This is a genomic window from Arenibacter troitsensis (assembly GCF_900177645.1).
GTDB lineage: Bacteria > Bacteroidota > Bacteroidia > Flavobacteriales > Flavobacteriaceae > Arenibacter > Arenibacter troitsensis.
In genome coordinates this window covers 190,170-211,330 of the sequence record NZ_FXAO01000001.1, presented here as the reverse complement: position 1 = coordinate 211,330, position 21,161 = coordinate 190,170, and the positions used below count along the sequence as shown (strand labels likewise).

The following is a 21,161-nucleotide window of genomic DNA, read 5'->3' as shown; positions in this document are numbered from 1 at the left end:
TAGTTTGATTAATAGTGACACTTACCACATTCCAATCCACCCATCTGAGCGGCTGTAAGTTTATCTACCCCATATTTCTGGGAAAGTTCAGCATGAATCTTTTCATAATACTCATTACCCTCCACCTTAACATTTGTTTCCCGGTGACAGTTTACACACCACCCCATGGTCAACGGAGAATACTGATACATAATTTCCATTTCCTCTACCGGACCGTGACAAGTCTGACACTCTATTCCGGCAACGGAAACGTGTTGGGAGTGATTGAAGTAAGCAAAATCTGGAAGATTATGGATTCTCACCCATTCTACCGGCTTGGATTCTCCAGTATATTTTTGATTTTCTTCATCCCATCCCACTGCCTTGTACAATTTCTTGATCTCACCAGTATAGAATTCATTGGTATATCCATTTGCCAAATCTTCCTGACTAGGACCTTCTGGATTGCCTTTATATTCATAAATGGACTTATGACAGTTCATACACACATTTAAGGAAGGTATACCGGAAGTTTTGGAAACCCTGGCCGAAGAGTGGCAATATTTACATTCTATGGCATTATCGCCAGCGTGAATTTTATGGGAATAATGAATGGGCTGAATGGGAGCATACCCTTGATCGACACCCACCTGCATCATCCAACCATATGCAAAATAAGCGGCGCTCAATAAAAGAAAAATAGAAAACACAAGAACCAAAAACTGATTTTGGGCAAATGCCTTCCAAATGGGCAACCTCTTCTCCGCCAATTCCTTTTCCAAAACCACACCGTTGGCTTCTGCTATACGTCTTAAGGTTTTGTTCACCAAAACCAACATCATCACCAACAAGGCAAATACCAAGGCCAGCGCACCCAATATTATTTCATTGGAGATACCAGAAGAATCACCTCCGGCCTGCACACCTTCAACCACAGCAACGGGAGCTGCAGCCGCTACAGGAGGAGCATCTGTATAAGCCAGGATATCATCAATATCTTGATTGGACAACAAAGGAAAAGGCGTCATTGCCGCCTGATTGTATTCATTGTAAATTTTTAAGGCATCGGCATCCCCCGATTTGATCATTGCAGGACTGTTCTTTATCCACTGATAAAGCCACTCCTTGTCATACTTTTCTGTGACCCCAGCCAATGCCGGACCGGTCATCTTCTTATTCAAAGCGTGACAAGCGGCACAATTCTGATTAAACAACTGTTTACCCTTAGCAGCATCACCTTCACCCGATGAGGCCACAGCAGATTCTTGAGCAAGAAGGGAATTTGAAAGCAGTAATACTACTACCAGACTGACACCTAAAACTTTAGAAATTAGATTGCGGTATGGAACCTTTTTCATATTAAAAATATTTCTATCGAAAGTTTGGCATGATATTTATACATTACAATAATAAATAGATTGACCATGCTCAAATTGATGGCAAAAATACGCATTAGACTTTATTTGGGAAATGTTAAGGTATTGATAATTTATAATTTATACCAATTCTAAATAAAAATAAAATCTTTTGATTGATTCTGAATAATTTACATTTGTAGTGTCTAAATTTCACAATAAAAATACCCTATGAAAACCATTTCTTTCACCCTTATTTTAGCATGTTCCGTTTTTTATTGCCATGGACAACAGGGCAGCATTAACATTCAGCAAGACGAAAAAATAGCAAACCTACTTGGAATCTACAAATCTGTAAACGAAAACAGCAGTCATTACAGAATTCAGGTTGGATTTGGCTCTTTTCAGGAAGCCGAAACCTTGAAGGCAAACGTAGACAGGGATTTCCCCGATTGGCCAACTAAAATAGATTTTGAATCCCCCAGCTACAGGGTTAGGATAGGCCGATTTAAGACCCAATTGGAAGGGGAGCGAAAACTCATAGAAGTAAGGCAAAAATACCCCAGCGCCATGCTCTTAAAACCAGAAAAAGCGACCAATTAGGTCGCTTTTTCTTTTATTTATAGCTTATTATTTAAACTGGAATATAGGGCTATTTCAATTTCTTCTTAACAGCCACTTCCTGGAATGCTTCCACAATATCCAATTCCTGGATATCATTATAATTTTTGATCTGCAATCCACAGTCATAACCTTTGGAAACCTCTTTAACATCATCCTTAAACCTCTTCAACGAAGACAGCTCTCCAGTGTAGATAACCACACCGTCCCTGATCAACCTAATGCTTGAGTTTCTAAAGATCTTACCACTGGTCACCATACAACCTGCAATGGTACCCACTTTGGATATCTTAAAGGTTTCACGTATTTCGGCAGTTCCCGTAATCTCTTCCTTCATCTCAGGAGACAACATACCTTCCATAGCATCCTTAAGATCATTGATGGCATCATAAATAATAGAATACATTCTAATATCTATTTCTTCTTTTTCCGCCACCTGTCTGGCATTACCCATTGGCCTCACATTAAACCCAATGATAACCGCATCCGAAGCAGAGGCCAACAATACGTCAGATTCTGTAATAGGACCTACGGCCTTATGGATAATATTGACCTGTATTTCATCTGTAGACAATTTCTGGAACGAATCCGTCAATGCCTCAACGGAACCATCCACATCCCCTTTAAGGATTATGTTCAGTTCTTTAAAGTCGCCCAACGCTATACGTCTTCCAATTTCATCCAAAGTAATATGCCTCTGTGTCCTCACCGATTGCTCTCGCAATAATTGAGATCGCTTGGTAGCAATTTGCCTAGCTTCACGTTCATCTTCAAGAACGTTAAATTTGTCACCGGCCTGTGGAGCTCCATCCAATCCCAATATGGATATAGGTCTTGACGGCCCTACTTCCTTAACACTATTGCCACGCTCGTCGTGCATAGCCTTTACCTTACCACTACAAGTTCCTGCCAAGACGTAATCACCTATCTTAAGAGTACCGGCCTGTACAAGAATTGTGGAAACATAACCTCTTCCCTTATCCAAAAAGGCTTCCACCACGGTACCCGAAGCCAACTTATTGGGATTTGCCTTCAGTTCCAGAAGTTCAGCTTCCAATAGTACTTTTTCCAACAATTCCTTAACCCCGAGCCCTGTTTTGGCCGAAATATCATGGGACTGAATTTTTCCACCCCAATCTTCCACCAATAGGTTCATCTGTGCCAGACCATCCTTAATCTTTTCAGGATTGGCAGTAGGCTTATCAATTTTGTTGATCGCAAAAATTATAGGAACTCCGGCCGCTTGCGCATGGCTTATGGCCTCCTTGGTCTGCGGCATAATATCATCATCCGCCGCTACCACAATAATTGCTATATCCGTAACCTGGGCCCCACGCGCACGCATTGCTGTAAACGCCTCGTGACCAGGAGTATCCAAGAAGGATATCATTTGACCATTTTCCAAGGTTACCCCATAAGCTCCAATGTGCTGGGTAATTCCTCCACTCTCCCCTGCAATAACATTTTCCTTTCTAATATAATCCAGCAAGGAAGTTTTACCGTGATCTACATGCCCCATTACCGTAACAATGGGAGCTCTTGGTTTCAAATCTTCTGGGGAATCCTCTTCCTCCACAATACTTTCTTCTAAGTCGGCGGTTACAAATTCTACCTCATAACCAAATTCATCGGCCACAATGGACAAAGTCTCCGCATCCAGACGTTGGTTCATGGTTACCATGATTCCAAGGGACATACAGGCAGATATAATCTTGGTCGTAGGCACATCCATCATCGTAGCCACCTCACTGGCGGTCACGAATTCCGTAACCTTTAAAATTTTACTTTCCAGTTCTTGCTGCTCAAGATCTTTCTCTGTCTGTTGACGGTGCTGATCCCGCTTATCCCGTCTATACTTGGCGCCTTTTCCTTTTTTGGATTTTCCTTGAAGTTTCTCCAAGGTTTCCCTTACCTGCTTTTGTACATCTTCCTCGGTAGGCTCTACCTTGGCATTGGACACAAAACGCTGGCCAGGGGCCCTCCTTACAACAGGACCTCTTCCTTTTGCAGCTGGCGGCCTGCCCGTAGATTCCGTACCAGGTTTGGTAACTATACGCTTCCTTCTTTTTTTCCTATCGGCAGTATCCCCAGCCTTAGGGGCTTCTTTTTTCTTTTTGGGCTTTTCAAATTTTGTGAGGTCTATTTTGTCCCCCATAATTTTTGGCCCGCTTAGTTTTTGATATTTGGTGGCGATAACCTCATTTTCCGCAGATGTCTCCTGTTCTGCAGGAGCCTCATCCTTCTTCTCTTCCTTCACCGCCTTAACTTCTTCAGGTTTAGCAGCTTCTTGTTTTGGAGCTACCTCTTCCTTCTTGACCTCAGTAGCTTCCACTTTTTCCGGAACTTCCACTTTAGGTTCTTCCTTGGCCACTACTTCTGGCGTTTTTTCCTTTACTGGTTCCGGAGCTTTTTCAGGAACCACTTCTTCCGATTTAGCGGGTTCGGCAGGAGCTGGTTTTTTTCCAGCATCCAAATCTATCTTTCCTACGGTTTTTGGACCTGCAAGTTCCACTCGGCCTTTGATAATATTATCTTTCTCCGCCCTCTTTTCCCTTGCCAGCTTCTTCTCTTCCTGCTCTTGCTCTAGCTGTAACCGTATAGCTTCCTTTTCCTTCCTCTTTTCCTCACCCACCTCTTTGGACGCAACTTTCTTGCTCATGTCCGTTTGGAACTCATCCAATAGAACTTGATATACCTCATTGGATATTTTAGTGGTAGGCCGTGCATCTATATCGTGCCCTTTGGACCCGAGATAGTCTACCGCACGGTCCAATGAAATATTAAGTTCTCTTAGGACTTTATTAAGCCTTATCGTTGCATTATCCGCCATAAAAAAAAATTCCTATTCTTGTAATTTTCTGCTAATATATAGTTTAATCTTCTAATTCTTCCTTAAGAATTCGCACAACTTCCAAAATTGTTTCCTCTTCCAAATCGGTTCTTTTTACCAAATCATCCACATCTTGTTCCAAAACGCTTCTGGCAGTATCCATACCAATTTTCTTAAATTCCTCAATGACCCATGCTTCAATTTCATCAGAGAACTCAGTCAGCTCAACATCCTCTTCCACACCTTCACGGAACACATCGATCTCATAACCAGTCAATTGCCCGGCCAATCTAATATTATGTCCCCCTCTACCAATAGCCTTGGAAACTTCCTCTGGCCTTAAGTACACCTGAGCGGTCATTTTTTCGTCGTTCAATTTCACCGAAGAGACCCTGGCAGGGCTTAAAGCCCTAGTAACCAATAACTGTGGATTACTGGTCCAGTTTATAACGTCTATATTTTCATTGCCCAATTCACGGACAATTCCATGGATCCTAGATCCTTTCATTCCAACACAGGCACCTACCGGATCTATACGATCATCATAGGAATCCACTGCTACTTTGGCCTTTTCCCCGGGTATCCTCACTGCCTTCTTAATGGTTATTAAACCATCGAAAACTTCAGGGATTTCCTGAAAGAACAGTTGCTCCAAAAATAAGGGGGAGCTTCTGCTCATTATTATGGTAGGCTTGTTTCCCTTAAGCTCAACGCTTTCAATTATTCCACGTACATTATCTCCCTTCCTAAAGAAATCTGACGGAATCTGCTTATCCTTCGGTAAAATAATCTCATTTCCCTCATCATCCAAAAGAATAATGGCCTTGTGCCTAATATGATGTACCTCTGCAGTATAAATTTCACCTTCAAGATCCTTAAATTGCTTGTAGATGGTAGTATTATCGTGCTCGTGAATCTTAGAAATAAGATTTTGCCTTAAGGCCAAAATAGCCCTTCTGCCAAGATCTATCAATTTCACTTCCTCGGACACATCTTCACCCACTTCAAAATCCGGCTCAATCTTTCTGGCTGCAGAAAGGGATATCTCTTCGTTAGGATCTTCCACTTCCCCGTCTTCAACCACCACCCTATTTCTCCAAATCTCCAAATCCCCTTTGTCCGGGTTTATAATGATATCGAAATTGTCATCGGAACCAAACTTCTTCTTTAACGCATTCCTAAAAACATCCTCCAAAATCGCCATTAGCGTTACCCTATCTATGAATTTATCATCTTTAAATTCCGAAAAAGATTCGATTAGCGCAATATTTTCCATTTTTGAACTACAATTAAAATTTTAATACAACTTTAGCTTCCTTAATATCAGAAATTGCAATTTGCTGCTTTTTCTGAACCGTAATTTTCCCTTTTCCAATGGGTTTGGGTTCCCTATCTTTCCATTCCAGGGTAATACTATCCCCCGATGCCTCGGTTAACTTGCCTTCGAATTCCCCATCCCGGGTCTTTACTTCAAGCTTTCTACCTATATTTTTTGTGTATTGTCTAGGCAACTTAATTGGAGAAGCCGCTCCCGCAGAAGCCACTTCCAAGGAAAAATCTTCTTCCTCCCGGTCCAAATTATGTTCTATAGCCCTACTTACATTCATACAATCCTGCAAGGTAACACCATGGTCACCATCCAAGGTTATTTTTATTTTATTATCCGCGGATATCGAAAAATCCAATAAAAAAAGTGATTGATTCTCCCTTAACGCTTCCTCTAAAAGTGCAGTAACTTTATCCTTCAACATATACTTCGGTTTTATTAAACATCTGCCCTTACTTCTAAAATCTATTCCCTTTAGAACATCATGTAAAGCTGTTTCCTTACCGGGCCGATTAAATAAAGTATAGTAATAAAAGAGGGGACAAAATGTCCCCTCATGAATACTTTATATTCTTTCAGCACCGCAAATATACATAATTTTTAGATTCTACAATAATCTTAGTTATTTATTATGCAAAAGACAATATTGCCCCGAACTTTGAACAATTTTGTTTAAAATAAAAATCCCAATACGTTTGCATCGGGATTTTACTACTAAACTTTAAGTTGGCCTACTAGGACTCGAACCTAGAACGACTGGACCAAAACCAGCTGTGTTGCCAATTACACCATAGGCCATTACCTCGTTTGAGCGTGCAAATTTAAAACAAAGTTTTATATGCACAAATATTTTTGAGCCATATTCCAGAAAAATAAAAAAATATTCTGCCGCCACCAATAAAACATGGGCTCTAGATATACTGCCAACAACTACCTCAATAGAAATCCGATTTGAAACTACCCCCATTTTCCCAACAATTGAAACTTCCTTGAGCCATCAATCATGTTAAAGGTTTATGAAATATATATCCCATTATCTATTTAAATTAGTAAATTCGCCCTTCGGACAAACGACAAACCGCATGTTTTCAAAAAATTTCAAAAAATGGGATACCATCACAGGATGGTTTGTTTTTTTTATAGCCCTAATTACTTACGGAATAACCGTTGAACCCACCAGCAGTTTTTGGGATGCCGGAGAATATATCTCAACAGCGGCAAAACTACAGGTAGGGCATCCACCAGGAGCACCTTTGCTACAAATGATAGGTGCATTTATGGCCATGTTCGCCCTGGAACCGACCCAGGTGGCCAGGATGGTAAACCTCGTTTCCGGGGTTTCCAGTGCCTTTACCATTCTTTTCATGTTCTGGACCATTACCAACCTTACCAGAAAGCTTATAACCAAGGAAGAAGTCATAACCAACAGTAAGGCATTGGCCATTTTGGGAAGTGGAATCGTAGGCTCCTTGGCCTTTACATTTTCTGATAGTTTTTGGTTCAACGCAACAGAAACCGAAGTCTACGCAATGGCTAGTTTAATAATGTCCCTTCTGCTCTGGCTAGGATTAAAATGGGTAGATGACTTGGAGAACCCAAGAGGTGATAAATGGATAGTACTTATTTCCTTTGTGGTTGGACTTACCTTTGGTATCCAGTTCATGGGATTCCTGGCAATACCCACAGTAGGTCTGTTGTATTACTTTAAAACATACAAAACCACAACAATAAAGAATTTTCTATTGGCCAATATTATTGTTGTCGCCATATTGATGCTGGTATATAAGTTTTCATTGACCTATGTGCTTAAAGTTTTTGGTTGGAGCGAGGTATTTTTCATCAATACCATCGGCCTTCCCTTTAACTCGGGAACCATTATTATGGGACTCATTTTTGTAGGAGTTTTTTATTGGGGGTTGCGATACACCCGCAATAACAACTATACTGTGGCCAACACCATTGTGCTATGCCTAATGTTTTTATTTTTAGGATTCTCCTCATGGCTAATGCTCCCCATTCGGGCTAATGCCGATGTGGTCATCAACGAAAACGACCCTTCGGACGCAAGATCCTTATTGGCCTATTACAACCGTGAACAATATCCCGGAGTGGATAGCCCTGTTTATGGCGCCTATTACTCCGATACCTTTGCCCCTGCCGGGGATGAAAAAGACGAGAAACCAAAATATGAAAAAGACCTTAAGGCTGGGAAATATGTTATCGTAAACAACTATAAGGATGCTTTACAAGGACCCAATCCCGACCATGTAGGTTTCTTGCCACGAATGTGGAGCGAACAGAATGCGGAGAATTATATGAAGTATTTTGACCCGCTCACCTTTAAGATAAAATCCGATTATCTTGGCAATAACGAATTGAGGGAAGCCGTAAACCAGTTTAAGGAAGGTTATGCCAAGGGAGAAATAGACACCTCCCAATACATGAGGTTCTTACGGGAGTTTAGCGAATACATTGATGTACAGCCCCCTACGGTAATGCAAAATATAAAATACATGTTCCAATTTCAATTTGGTTATATGTACTGGCGTTATTTTATGTGGAATTTTGTAGGTAAGCAAGACGATATACAAGGCAGATATGACAACCACGGAAATTGGTTAAGCGGCATCAACTTTATTGACAGTGCCAGGTTGGGCAGTCAGGAGAATCTTCCCAGCGATATCAAGAACAACAAAGGCAGGAACACCTATTTTTTCCTCCCCCTACTACTGGGTATCATTGGCCTAATCTTCCAAATAAGCAGAAATCCCAAACAGTTTTGGGCCCTGTTCGTATTCTTTATGTTTACGGGTATTGCCATACAATTCTATACCAATCCGGCCATTTTTCAGCCTCGGGAAAGGGATTACTCCCTAGTGGGCTCCTTTTATGTCTTTGCCCTATGGATCGGCCTGGGCGTATACGGGCTTTTTGATGAATTCCAAAAACTATTGAGCCCTAAAATATTGGCTCCGGGAATTACAATTCTCTGCCTTTTGGCCGTTCCTGGCGTCATGGCAATCCAAAACTGGGACGATCACGACAGATCCAATAGGTTTACCGCCAAATCTACCGCTAAGGCTTATCTGGAATCAACGAAGGAAGACTCTGGCGCCATATTGTTTACCATTGGGGACAACGACACTTTCCCACTATGGTACGCCCAGGAAATTGAAGGGTACAGAACAGACGTAAGGGTGGTGAATACCAGCCTTTTTGCTACTGATTGGTATATAGACCAAATGAAAAAGAAAGCGTACGAAAGCGATCCAATTCCCTCCCAGCTTACCCATAATGAATACAAATGGGGATCTAGGGATGCCATATACTTTAACGAACTTACCGAAAGCAGATGGGACATAAAAGACTTTATGAACTGGGTAGGCAGTGACAAGGAACAAACCAAATTTAGAAGTATATTACAAAAGAAAGGTGCAGATCTGAGTCAGTATTCCGAAAGCAATTTGGATGTTGTCTACTATCCAACCAACAAAATCAGGGTTCCGGTAAATAAGAAAAATGTTCTGGAGAGTGGTTTGGTCAAAGAAAAGGATTCCGCATTAATCGTCGATTATATTGATATTGACCTTCCCAAGAGTGCCTTGCCAAAAAACCGGATCCTGATGTTGGACATTATAGCAAACAATGACTGGAAACGCCCCATATATTTCTCCGGAGGAAGTTTTGATGCCGCAGAATACATATGGATGAAGGATTATCTTCAATTGGATGGCCTGGTTTACAAACTGGTGCCCATTAAAACAACCAATAGGAGTTCTTATGAGATGGGCAGGATAGACAGCGATCTTATGTACGACATTGTAAAAAAATGGGATTGGGGCAATGCAGGAAGCCCGGATATCTATCACGACCCCCAAACCCGCACACAGGCGCTTTCCTTTAGAGGTAACTTAGCTCGTCTTACCGAAACCTTGATTGAAGAAAACAAGATTGAAAAGGCGAAAGACATTATCAATATTGCTATGGAAAATATGCCGGTTGAATATTTCGGGTATTATGCCTTTGTAGAACCTTTTATAGATGGATACTTTAAAGTAGGGGAAAGCCAAAAAGCTAGAAATCTATTCCTAAAATTAAAAACCATTTACCAGGAACGGCTGGATTATTACGCTAATCTTCCTTTTGAGGAACAGCGTATGTTCTTGGACGAAATTATTCCCGATCTAGAAGCCTACAGCAGAAATATCGATATTTTAATTACCAACCAAGATCAGGAAACTGCCGAAAAGGAAACCCTTATCTTCAACGAATACATCGAAAAGTTTGAACGCTTTTATCGCAACGACCCAATGGAAAGCATCCAAGCTCCAACTTCGGATCCCGATCTAATAGATTCATCGGCCATAGATGCCATTCCGGAAGAGCAATTGGACAGCATAGCAATTCCAGAATAACGAACACAAAAAAACCGAGACCTAGGTCTCGGTTTTTTTTATACTTTTCAATTAATTATAGATACTCATTTAGTATACCAATAAGGGTATTGGCATCCTGTTCCCCACTTTGCCTCCAGACCATTTCACCCTTCTTATATATCATCAAGGTTGGCAAGCCTTTTACCCGCAATGCCTGGGAAAGCTCCTTATTCTTATCCACATCAATCTTAATAACCTTGCCCTTATCGCCCAAGGCAGCGGCAACATCCCTTAGTACAGGGTGCATAGCTGTTGACTGTTCGTTCCATTCTGCGTAAAAATCCAATAACACAGGAACATTGATATCAATTAATTCACCAAATTTAGACATATACTATTCATTGGGTTATAAATCAAAAATAAGAAAAAATGTTAAAATACAACTAGTGCCATCATTTTTGTAGGCAAGGTTGTAGTTAAAATCAGGTTAACGACCTCTTTTTTAAGGTTATTACAGTAATTTCCGGCCATATCCCAACCCTTCCGGGATATCCCAAAAATCCAAATCCACGGTTTACATTTATCATCTGCCCCATTTCCTCGTACACACCGGCCCAATACTTATACCTCCATCTAGCCGGGCTCCATTTTATCCATCCCGGAATTTCTATCCCAAATTGCATGCCATGCGTATGTCCACTTAAAGTGAGATGATAGTGATAATCATCTTTTAACACTTGGTCTTCCCAATGTGAAGGGTCATGGCTCATTAAGATCTTAAAATCATCCTTATCAATATTGGAGACCGCCTTTTTAAGGTCGCCCGCCTTCTTAAAACCTCCCCTGCCCCAATTTTCAACTCCTATCAAGGCAATCCTATCGTCTCCCTTTTGCAGATACCTGCTATCATTGAGCAAGAGATCAAAGCCCATTTCCTTTTGTATATTTTTAAGATCGGTCAAATTATTGCTCTTGGCCTCTTCGGTTTCCCAGCTAACATAATCCCCATAATCATGGTTCCCCAACACTGAAAATTTACCATCTTTTGCTCTTAAGGTCGAAAAAAGGCCTTTCCAAGGCAACATCTCCTCTGCCATATTGTTCACCATATCCCCTGTAAAAAGCAACACATCACTTTTTTGCTTATTGATCAAGTCTATTGCATATTCAATTTTCTCCCTATTATCAAAACTACCACTGTGAACATCGGAAATTTGGGTTATTCGGTAACCATCGAAACTTTGCGGCAAATCATCAAACTCCAAATTATACTTAAGCACCCTAAAATTATACTTCCCCTTAACCATCCCATACAACAACGCCGAAAATGGCAATGCGGCAATGCCCATGGCAATCGTACTTAAAAAACGTCTTCTTTGCGGGAGGCTAAATTCTTTGGTACCGCCAAATATTTTGTGATAACTAGCTGTAAGAAACCTAAAAATATCTTCGGAAAATAAAAACACAATAGTAATCGACATAAAGGTAAGCATTGCCAACAAGAGCCCAAAAGCATAACTTTTTGGCACGCTCAGCACTCTACCTGGCTCATCGCCCATTGTGAACTGATAGATAAAATTCCCTATAACAAAGAGGGATAAGACCATATAGGCATAATAAACCCAAGGGTAGCGGGTAGCGGCCTTTATGGCTTGCAAAGTATATATTCCGAGAGTTATATAAATAATGATAAAAACAATCCAACGTAGCATCCCTTATTTTTTTAGCAAAGATATTGGTTTCAAACCCATTAGGTGATTTTTTAATTTTCTTTAACTAGGCGGACCACCTCTTTAAGAGTAGCCAAATCGCTAATGCCAATTTCATCATCCTTAAGAAACCCAGGACTGCTCATTGCTATTTGAGGCGTATGGCCCAGAGTTCTGTGAAATTTTATCCCGGACAAATGTACCGCCATAAACCCTTTCTTTTTAAATTCCACCACATTGGTATCGCGTATACCTCCCCCAGGCATTATAACACAGTCCTTGAATTCTTTAGATAACCTGTTCAATAAGTCCATGCCTTCAACGGAAGAATTTTGCTGCCCAGAGCTTAAGATGGTATCTACTTGCAATTCCTGTAATTGCCGTAAGGTAGCCACAGGATCCGTTACCCAATCGAAGGCCCTATGGAAAGTAAATTCCAAGGGTCGGGAAGCCGCTATCAATTCTTTTGTCCTTTCATAATCCAAGGTAAGGCCCTTGGAAAGTACCCCTGAAACAATTCCATTAAAACCAAGCTCCCTGCACAGCGCAACATCCCTTTTCATAATCTCAAACTCCAGATCCGAATAAGTAAAATCGCCACTTCTGGGTCTTATCAATACATTTACGGGAATAGAAATATACTCCTTTACTAGCTGCAACAGCCCAAACGAAGGGGTAACCCCACCTACGGCAAGCTCGGCACACAACTCAATTCGGTCAGCACCAGCTTTTTGGGCATTTAAGGCAGATTCTAAAGAATTGGCGCATACTTCTACAATCATATTTCTTATATTTAGAGCCTTAAAATTAAGTAACACTATCTTATGAAAAGAAGAAATTTCCTTAAAAATTCTACCTTGAGTACTGCCGGAATACTATCAGCACCACTTTTGGCATCATATCAAGAAACCAAAAAAGTGGTACCGCCCATGTCGGAAGGCATGGAAACGGTAAAACCTATTGTAATCTGTACCTGGAATTTTAAGAATGCCACAGCAAAGGCTTGGGAAGTTTTGGAAAAAGGAGGCTCTTCCTTGGATGCGGTGGAACAAGGGGTAATGGTAGAAGAGGCAGATCTAAGCAACGAAACGGTTGGTAACGGCGGAAGACCGGACAGGGATGGCCACGTTACCCTGGATGCCTGTATCATGGACAAGGATGGCAACTGCGGCGCGGTACTATGTATGGAAAATATTGCGCACCCCATTTCCGTGGCCAGAAAGGTGATGGAAGATACCCCTCATGTAATGTTGGCCGGAAAAGGAGCGGAGAAATTTGCCTACGAAAAAGGATTCCCAAAAACCAATTTACTTACCGAAAAGGCCAAAAAGGATTGGTTGGAATGGAAGAAAAAATCCAAATACGAAACCATAATCAATATAGAAAACCACGATACCATTGGCATGCTTGCCATTGACAAAAATGGCGATATCGCAGGAGCCTGTACCACAAGTGGAATGGGATATAAAATGGCCGGACGGGTTGGCGACTCCCCAATTATAGGTGCAGGATTGTTTGTAGACAACGTAGTTGGAGGAGCTACAGCCACAGGGGTCGGCGAAGAGGTAGTAAGAACCGTTGGCAGCTTCCTAATCGTAGAGCTTATGCGCCAAGGAAAATCGCCGCAAGAGGCATGCGAGGAAGGCGTTAGGCGAATCATGAAAAAAAACAAGGATAGAAGGGATTTTCAAATTGGGTTTATCGCCATCAACAAGAAGGGGGAAACTGGTGGCTATTGCATACACCCAGGGTTCAGCTACAGTCAATTTACAGAGGCAGGACAGAGCAACAATCCAACGGAGACATTTTTGAAATCCTAATTGTCAATTTCAAAATATCCAAATCTTAACAAGAATCAAATATAATGGCTGAACAAAAAAGACTTTTCTTACTTGATGCATATGCTCTCATTTTTCGGGGTTATTACGCACTTATAAAAAACCCAAGAATAAACTCCAAGGGAATGGACACCTCTGCCATTATGGGATTCATGAATTCCTTATTGGATGTAATAAGAAGGGAAAAACCAGATCATTTGGCAGTTTGTTTTGACAAGGGAGGAAGTGCAGACCGAACCGAAATGTTCGCCGATTACAAGGCCAATAGGGATGCCACTCCAGACGCCATCAAAATAGCCGTTCCCTATATTCAGAATATTTTAAAGGCCATGCATATTCCTGTGGTGGAATTGGAAGGCATGGAGGCCGATGATATTATTGGTACTTTGGCCAAGCAGGCGGAAAAAGAAGACTATAAGGTGTATATGGTTACCCCGGATAAGGATTTTGGACAATTGGTATCCGAGAATATATTCATGTACCGCCCGGCAAGATTGGGCAACGGCATCGAAATTTGGGGCATCCCCGAAGTGCAAAAACGTTTTGGAGTGGAACGTCCGGAACAGGTAATAGATTATTTGGGGATGATGGGCGATGCCAGTGACAATATTCCAGGCTTACCTGGAGTGGGCGACAAAACTGCCAAAAAATTTATTGAGGAATTTGGGTCAATGGAAAATTTGCTTGCCAATACCGATAAGCTCAAAGGCAAAATGAAGGAGAAGATCCAAGAAAATGCCGAACTCGGCATCCTTTCCAAAAAACTGGCCACCATTTTTGTGGATTGCGATGTAACCTTTAACGCAAAGGATTACGAGCTCTCCATGCCCGATGGTGAAAAAGTACAGGAAATTTTTGAAGAGTTGGAATTCCGGAGACTTAAGGACCAATTCCTAAAACTCTTTTCGTCCGAACCGGAGAATGATGGCACAGAGGAGAGCACGCAAGATAGCAGCCCTGTTTCCAAAAAGAAACAAACAGAGGCGGGAGGTGGCCAATTTTCCCTGTTCGGTGGTGACGCACAAACTACTAGTGGAACTATAAAGGAGGTTTCCAGCAGAAAAAACATAAAGGAAGTTCCACATGTATACCAGAGTGTATTGCCCGGGATGGCCATGAAACTTTTTATCCAGAATTTAATGAAACAAACCTCGGTTTGTTTTGATACCGAAACCACCGGACTTAATCCGCTTACGGCCGAATTGGTGGGGATTGCATTTAGCTGGGAAGCCGGTAAAGGATTCTATGTTCCATTCCCTGAAGACCGGGAACAGGCACAGGAGATCATTGAACAATTAAGACCCTTTTTTGAAGCGGAAAACATTGAAAAAATTGGGCAGAATTTAAAATATGACATTAAGGTCCTTCACAAATACAATATCTCCATAAAAGGGAAAAGCTTTGACACCATGCTTGCCCATTACCTTATTAATCCCGATATGCGCCATAACATGGATGTGCTGGCGGAAACTTATTTGAATTACACCCCAATTTCCATAACCGAACTCATAGGCAAAAAAGGAAAAAACCAATTATCCATGAGAGATGTTCCATTGGAACAACAAACCGAATATGCCGTAGAGGATGCAGACATCACTTTTCAATTGGCACAACATTTTAGACCAGAATTAAAAGAGGCCAACACCGAGGAATTATTCAATGACATTGAGATTCCCTTATTACATGTCCTGGCCGATATGGAACAGGAGGGAATCAATCTGGACAAAAACTTTTTAAATTCTCTTGCCAAGGATCTGGATAATGACATTAAAAACCTGGAATTAAAGATCTACAAAGAAGCAGGGGAGGAATTCAATATTGCTTCGCCAAAACAATTGGGCGAAATTTTATTCGATAAGCTAAAACTGGTGGACAAGCCCAAAAAGACCAAAACAGGTCAATATTCCACTGCCGAGGATGTACTATCCTATCTGGCCAAAGACCATGAAATAATCCAAAGCGTATTGGATTATCGGGGACTCAGCAAACTAAAAAGTACCTATGTGGATGCCCTACCGGAACAGATTGAGGAAAGTACCGGCAGAGTGCATACAGACTATATGCAAACCGTTGCCGCTACCGGTAGATTAAGCAGCAACAATCCCAACCTACAAAACATCCCCATTAGAACGGAGCGGGGAAGGCAGGTGAGGAAAGCATTCATTCCAAGAAATGAGGAATACACCTTGTTGGCAGCGGATTATTCGCAGATAGAATTGCGCATTATTGCCGCGCTTAGCGAAGAATCTACCATGATAGAGGCTTTTAAAAACGGAGAGGACATTCACGCCTCCACCGCATCCAAGGTATTCAACGTACCGTTACAGGAGGTTACAAGGGAACAGCGAAGCAATGCCAAGACCGTAAATTTTGGTATTATATATGGTGTATCCGCATTCGGATTGAGCAACCAAACCGATCTATCACGGGCGGAAGCCAAGGAGCTAATAGAAACCTATTATAAAACCTACCCCAAATTGCGCAAATACATAAATGAACAAATAGAATTCGCTAGGGAAAACGGATATGTTCAGACCGTGTTGGGCAGACGAAGGTATCTAAAGGACATCAATGGAAGCAACGCCATTGTACGTGGAGCCGCGGAACGCAACGCAGTAAACGCCCCTATTCAGGGAAGTGCCGCCGATATCATAAAAATTGCGATGATCCATATTCATAAAAAACTCGAAGAAGGCAACTACAAAAGTAAGATGCTCCTACAGGTTCATGATGAATTGGTATTTGACATATACAAGCCCGAATTGGAAGAGTTAAAGACCATGATCAAGACGGAGATGGAAAACGCCTACAAATTATCCGTACCCTTGGATGTGGAGCTAGGTGTTGGCAACAATTGGCTGGAGGCCCATTAAACTATATCTATAAAAACGAAAACGGAACGCAAAGGTTTAAACCATTGCGTTCCGTTTTTTAACAATAACCTTTATGAGGATTTTATTTTCTTTTAAAGATAAGCTGTCCACCTGCATTTAAATTGGGGATATCCAAATCTGCGGCATCTACGGTCATAGTATCGCCATCTATGCTCACATCAACAGATATCTCCTGCTGATCTTCATCGGTATAAGTTAATTTGCCGTCGGCATATACATATACCGTGGTTTCCGTATCCTTTTCGGTAGGACAGGGAATATTAAAACCATCCCTTTCCAAATATTCCACGGAATTTTCAATAGTAACTGTTAAGTCTACTTTAAATTCAAAACTCAACACATAACATTCTTTAGCTGTTAAATATGCCAACAAATCCCTAGCGTTTTTTTCATCATCGCTGGCGGTATCATTATTAACCTTAAGTTCGTAAGCCTGCCATACCCCCACTATTGTATCCTCCTTGGAATTATCGTCATCAGCGTCCGATGAACATGAAAAGAAAAGACCTGCAACAAGAAAAAGTAATAAAAATTTAATTTTCATCTTTTTAAAATTTACATTGTTTTAAAAGCTAACGGATTATAGCACAAAATAGTATCCCAGCAAATCCAAACAATTGAAAGCGCTGCCAAACCCAACCAAAACAGCATAGGAAAACAGCAAAAATCAGATACTCCATGTATTGAAAATTAAAACCCTGGAGCATGTTTTGACCATCTATCATATCCAACCCAAAAAGCCAATAGAACTTCTTTGATGTAATAACGAACAAAAAGACCTATAAGTTATAAAAACCAATTATTGGGATTACAAACCGTGGGCAAAGTATACTTTCATTTGCCAATATTGGAAAAAACAATAAAATAATAAGAAACAACCATTTGGAATTCAACTTAATAATTGTACATTTGCAGCCCGTTAAACGGGATTGAAGTGTTTAATCAATAAATATATTAGTGTGGATACATTAAGCTACAAGACGATTTCGGCCAATAAGGCGACCGTTGACAAACAATGGTTACTAGTTGATGCTGAAGGAGAAACATTGGGCCGTCTTGCTTCTAAAGTAGCGCAGTTACTTAGAGGGAAGTACAAGCCTAGTTTTACACCACATGTTGATTGTGGGGATAATGTTGTTATTATCAATGCAGAAAAAATCAACCTAACCGGAAAGAAGTGGGATTCAAAAACTTACATTCGACACACCGGTTATCCAGGAGGCCAGAGGTTTACAACGGCTAAAGAAATGTTGGCTAAAGATCCAGCGCGTATCGTAGAGAAATCGATAAAAGGTATGTTGCCCAAAAATAAATTGGGTGCTGAGCTTTTCCGAAATCTGAAGGTATATGCCGGCGCAGCCCACAACCAAGAAGCACAAAAACCAACAGCAATTAACTTAAACGATTTTAAGTAATGGAAATGATTCATAAAATTGGTAGAAGAAAAACTGCAGTTGCGAGAGTTTATGTTACTGAAGGAAATGGTAACATTACTATAAACAAGAGAGACTTAAGCAACTATTTTCCTACAGCAACATTACAGTACAAAGTAAAGCAACCATTTGCCCTAACCAACAACGAAGAAAACTTCGATGTAAAAGTTAATGTATATGGTGGCGGTATTACAGGACAGGCGGAAGCGGTTCGTTTGGCATTGTCCAGAGCTTTATGCGAATTGGATGCCGAGAACAGATTGGTTCTTAAACCAGAAGGTCTTTTAACTAGAGATCCAAGAATGGTTGAACGTAAGAAATTCGGTCAGAAGAAAGCTCGTAAGAAATTCCAGTTCTCTAAACGTTAATACTGTATTAACAAAACAAATACTGAATTACGGCAATGCTCTTGATGGTTATCGGGAAATAATTGGCAGATTCGGTATAATTTTTAATTGTTCATTGAAAACCCTTGTCATAGGGTAAGTAATCATCCAAAGTTAATCATAGGACCTCGCCTTAGGGGAAAGTCCAATGCATTCAAATTCTGGATAAATTAGTTTAGCATCTAAATATTAAAGGCTGCCCAGTGGCACCACTTTAATATTGCTAATTCAAAGGAACGTAAACTAAAAAACAAAAATGGCAAACAAAGTTGAAGTAAAAGACCTTTTAGAGGCAGGTGTACATTTTGGTCACCTTACCAGAAAATGGAATCCTAACATGGCTCCCTACATCTACATGGAGCGTAACGGAATTCACGTTATCAATCTTTATAAAACAGTTGCAAAACTGGAAGAGACCAACGAGGCTCTTAAAAAAATTGCGGCTTCAGGTAGAAAAATACTTTTCGTAGCTACCAAAAAACAAGCAAAGGATATTGTTGCAGAAAAAGCAGGCAACGTAAACATGCCTTACATCACTGAAAGGTGGCCAGGTGGTATGTTGACCAATTTCGTTACTATCCGTAAAGCCGTTAAGAAAATGGCTTCTATTGATAGAATGAAAAAAGACGGTACCTTTAACACCCTTTCCAAGAAAGAGCGTTTACAAGTTGACCGTTTGCGTGCCAAGTTGGAAAAGAACTTAGGTTCTATTTCTGAAATGACACGTCTACCAGCCGCCTTGTTCATAGTTGACACCATGCGTGAGCACATTGCCGTAAAAGAGGCTCAAAAATTGAACATTCCAATTTTTGCAATGGTAGATACCAATTCCGATCCACGACCAATCGATTTTATCGTTCCTTCCAATGACGATGCCTCCAAATCCATAGAGGTTATTATGGCATCTGTAACTGCAGCTATTGCAGAAGGGTTAACAGAACGTAAATCTGAAAAGCAAAGTGAGAAGGAAGGTGGAGACGAAGCCAAACCAAAAGAGAAAAAAGCTAAGGTAGCCTCAGAAGAAAAAGCTCCCAAAAAAGCTAGCACTACAGGAGACGACCTTACCAAAATAGAAGGTATTGGCCCAAAAATTGCTGAAATTTTCCAAGAAGCCGGTATTAACACTTATGCCGACCTAGCGGATAAATCAGAGGATGACCTTAAAGACATCCTTACTGAATCTGGCCCAAGATATGCTTCCAAGAATCCAGCTTCATGGCCTAAGCAGGCACAAATGGCTGCCGATGGCAACTGGGATGAATTGCAGGAATGGCAAGATAGCGTTAAAGGAGGAATAGAATAATCCCCTTTTACTTAAAACAGAATATAAATTTAACATTAACCTAGATTGGGATTACATTTCAATCCTAATTTAGGTGAAAATTAAAACAAAATAAAATGGCTAAAATTACCGCCGCTGAGGTAAACAAATTAAGACAAACAACAGGTGCTGGCATGATGGATTGCAAAAATGCCCTAGTTGAAGCAGAAGGGGATTTTGATTTGGCAATTGAAATCTTACGTAAAAAAGGACAAAAAGTTGCTGCCAAAAGAGCCGACCGTGATTCTTCCGAAGGGGCTGCTATTGCCAAAGTAAATGCAGACAACACCACTGGGGTTATCATTTCTTTGAACTGTGAAACTGATTTCGTTGCCAAGAACGACACTTTTGTTGCTTTGGCCAACGACTTGGCAGACCTAGCCTTAAATTTCGACACTAAAGAAGATTTCTTGAACGCCGATTACAAAGGAATCACTGTACAGGATAAACTTACAGAACAAACCGGTGTTATTGGTGAGAAAATTGAAATAGGTGGATTCAGCAAACTTTCAGCTCCATTTGTTGGTTCTTACATTCATGCCGGAAACAAAATAGCCACTTTGGTAGGACTTTCTGCTGCCGTTGAGGGTGCAGATGTTGCTGCTAAAGATGTTGCCATGCAGGCAGCCGCTATGAATCCAGTAGCTTTGAACGAAGAAGGAGTTGACCAGTCGATCATCGATAAAGAAATCGAAATCGCCAAAGATCAATTACGTCAAGAAGGAAAGCCAGAAGCTATGTTGGACAACATCGCCAAAGGTAAATTAAACCGTTTCTTCAAAGACAACACTTTGGTAAACCAAGATTTTATTAAGGATAGCAAACAAAGCGTAGCCCAATACGTAAAATCTGTTGATTCCAAATTGGAAGTAACAGGATTTAAAAGGGTTGCCTTGGGATAATCCTTAATCAATAAACATAAAAAACGCCTTTACATTAAATGTAAAGGCGTTTTTTTTATGCCTTATAATATAATTATAGTATTTGAGAGCTATTGATTTGGCAAAGGAAATCCTAAATTAATTCCCAACAAAACAACCTCATTGAACTAGGAAAGCACCTTCCAACTGAACTCCCAATCCCTTTTAGAAT

The 21,161-nt window shown here is 40.8% G+C and carries 16 protein-coding genes and 1 tRNA gene; 8 read left to right on the top strand and 9 right to left on the bottom strand.

Going from position 1 to position 21,161, the window contains the following annotated elements; all coding sequences use genetic code 11:
* Positions 1-8 precede the first annotated feature (8 nt).
* Positions 9-1,337 carry a c-type cytochrome gene (locus B9Y87_RS00835; protein WP_085495269.1) on the bottom strand — a complete coding sequence of 443 codons (1,329 nt, stop codon included), beginning with the start codon at positions 1,335-1,337 and terminating at the stop codon, positions 9-11.
* A gap of 228 nt (positions 1,338-1,565) precedes the next feature.
* On the opposite strand from B9Y87_RS00835, the gene B9Y87_RS00830 reads away from it, so the two are divergent.
* Positions 1,566-1,937, top strand: coding sequence for an SPOR domain-containing protein (locus tag B9Y87_RS00830; protein WP_085495267.1), 372 nt, complete (start codon positions 1,566-1,568; stop codon positions 1,935-1,937).
* Between the two features lie 49 nt (positions 1,938-1,986).
* Here the strand turns inward: B9Y87_RS00830 and infB are convergent, their stop codons facing one another.
* The 4 genes from infB to B9Y87_RS00810 form a co-directional block, all read right to left on the bottom strand.
* Positions 1,987-4,785 carry a translation initiation factor IF-2 gene (infB, locus tag B9Y87_RS00825; RefSeq protein WP_085495266.1) on the bottom strand — a complete coding sequence of 933 codons (2,799 nt, stop codon included), beginning with the start codon at positions 4,783-4,785 and terminating at the stop codon, positions 1,987-1,989.
* A 43-nt stretch (positions 4,786-4,828) separates the two neighbouring features.
* Positions 4,829-6,061, bottom strand: a complete 1,233-nt coding sequence (nusA, locus tag B9Y87_RS00820; protein ID WP_072862850.1) for a transcription termination factor NusA — start codon at positions 6,059-6,061, stop codon at positions 4,829-4,831.
* A gap of 13 nt (positions 6,062-6,074) precedes the next feature.
* Positions 6,075-6,536, bottom strand: a complete 462-nt coding sequence (gene rimP / locus B9Y87_RS00815; RefSeq protein ID WP_085495264.1) for a ribosome assembly cofactor RimP — start codon at positions 6,534-6,536, stop codon at positions 6,075-6,077.
* A gap of 302 nt (positions 6,537-6,838) precedes the next feature.
* Positions 6,839-6,910 (bottom strand) — tRNA-Gln (locus tag B9Y87_RS00810).
* Between the two features lie 284 nt (positions 6,911-7,194).
* Between B9Y87_RS00810 and B9Y87_RS00805 the strand changes: the two genes are divergently transcribed.
* Positions 7,195-10,527, top strand: a complete 3,333-nt coding sequence (locus tag B9Y87_RS00805) for a glycosyltransferase family 117 protein (protein ID WP_085495262.1) — start codon at positions 7,195-7,197, stop codon at positions 10,525-10,527.
* A 55-nt stretch (positions 10,528-10,582) separates the two neighbouring features.
* Here B9Y87_RS00805 and B9Y87_RS00800 read toward each other — a convergent pair whose 3' ends face one another.
* The 3 genes from B9Y87_RS00800 to B9Y87_RS00790 all read right to left on the bottom strand — a co-directional run bounded on the left by B9Y87_RS00800 (position 10,583) and on the right by B9Y87_RS00790 (position 12,979).
* Complete coding sequence (locus B9Y87_RS00800; protein WP_072862855.1) at positions 10,583-10,879, bottom strand: thioredoxin family protein; 297 nt, start codon at positions 10,877-10,879, stop codon at positions 10,583-10,585.
* A 91-nt stretch (positions 10,880-10,970) separates the two neighbouring features.
* The gene (locus B9Y87_RS00795; RefSeq protein ID WP_085495260.1) at positions 10,971-12,200 is read right to left on the bottom strand and encodes a metallophosphoesterase; all 1,230 of its coding nucleotides are present in this window, start codon (positions 12,198-12,200) and stop codon (positions 10,971-10,973) included.
* A gap of 50 nt (positions 12,201-12,250) precedes the next feature.
* The gene (locus B9Y87_RS00790) at positions 12,251-12,979 is read right to left on the bottom strand and encodes a copper homeostasis protein CutC (protein ID WP_085495258.1); all 729 of its coding nucleotides are present in this window, start codon (positions 12,977-12,979) and stop codon (positions 12,251-12,253) included.
* A 42-nt stretch (positions 12,980-13,021) separates the two neighbouring features.
* On the opposite strand from B9Y87_RS00790, the gene B9Y87_RS00785 reads away from it, so the two are divergent.
* Together B9Y87_RS00785 and polA are read left to right on the top strand one after the other, a co-directional pair.
* A complete protein-coding gene (locus tag B9Y87_RS00785) occupies positions 13,022-14,017 on the top strand; it encodes an isoaspartyl peptidase/L-asparaginase family protein (RefSeq protein WP_085495256.1) in 996 nt (331 codons plus the stop codon).
* 44 nt (positions 14,018-14,061) lie between these two features.
* A complete protein-coding gene (gene polA / locus B9Y87_RS00780; protein ID WP_085495254.1) occupies positions 14,062-16,908 on the top strand; it encodes a DNA polymerase I in 2,847 nt (948 codons plus the stop codon).
* An 82-nt stretch (positions 16,909-16,990) separates the two neighbouring features.
* On the opposite strand, the gene B9Y87_RS00775 is transcribed toward polA, so the two are convergent.
* The gene (locus B9Y87_RS00775) at positions 16,991-17,473 is read right to left on the bottom strand and encodes a hypothetical protein (protein ID WP_085495252.1); all 483 of its coding nucleotides are present in this window, start codon (positions 17,471-17,473) and stop codon (positions 16,991-16,993) included.
* Between the two features lie 415 nt (positions 17,474-17,888).
* Between B9Y87_RS00775 and rplM the strand changes: the two genes are divergently transcribed.
* The 4 genes from rplM (at position 17,889) to tsf (ending at position 20,971) form a co-directional block, all read left to right on the top strand.
* Complete coding sequence (rplM, locus tag B9Y87_RS00765; RefSeq protein WP_085496575.1) at positions 17,889-18,344, top strand: 50S ribosomal protein L13; 456 nt, start codon at positions 17,889-17,891, stop codon at positions 18,342-18,344.
* Positions 18,344-18,730 carry a 30S ribosomal protein S9 gene (rpsI, locus tag B9Y87_RS00760; RefSeq protein ID WP_085495248.1) on the top strand — a complete coding sequence of 129 codons (387 nt, stop codon included), beginning with the start codon at positions 18,344-18,346 and terminating at the stop codon, positions 18,728-18,730. The genes rplM and rpsI overlap by 1 nt, the downstream gene beginning before the upstream one ends.
* 274 nt (positions 18,731-19,004) lie before the next feature.
* Positions 19,005-20,051 (top strand): 30S ribosomal protein S2, encoded by a 1,047-nt coding sequence (gene rpsB, locus B9Y87_RS00755; protein WP_031442373.1) that lies wholly within the window; start codon positions 19,005-19,007, stop codon positions 20,049-20,051.
* Positions 20,052-20,146: 95 nt separating this feature from the next.
* Positions 20,147-20,971 carry a translation elongation factor Ts gene (gene tsf / locus B9Y87_RS00750; RefSeq protein WP_072862865.1) on the top strand — a complete coding sequence of 275 codons (825 nt, stop codon included), beginning with the start codon at positions 20,147-20,149 and terminating at the stop codon, positions 20,969-20,971.
* Positions 20,972-21,161 lie beyond the last annotated feature (190 nt).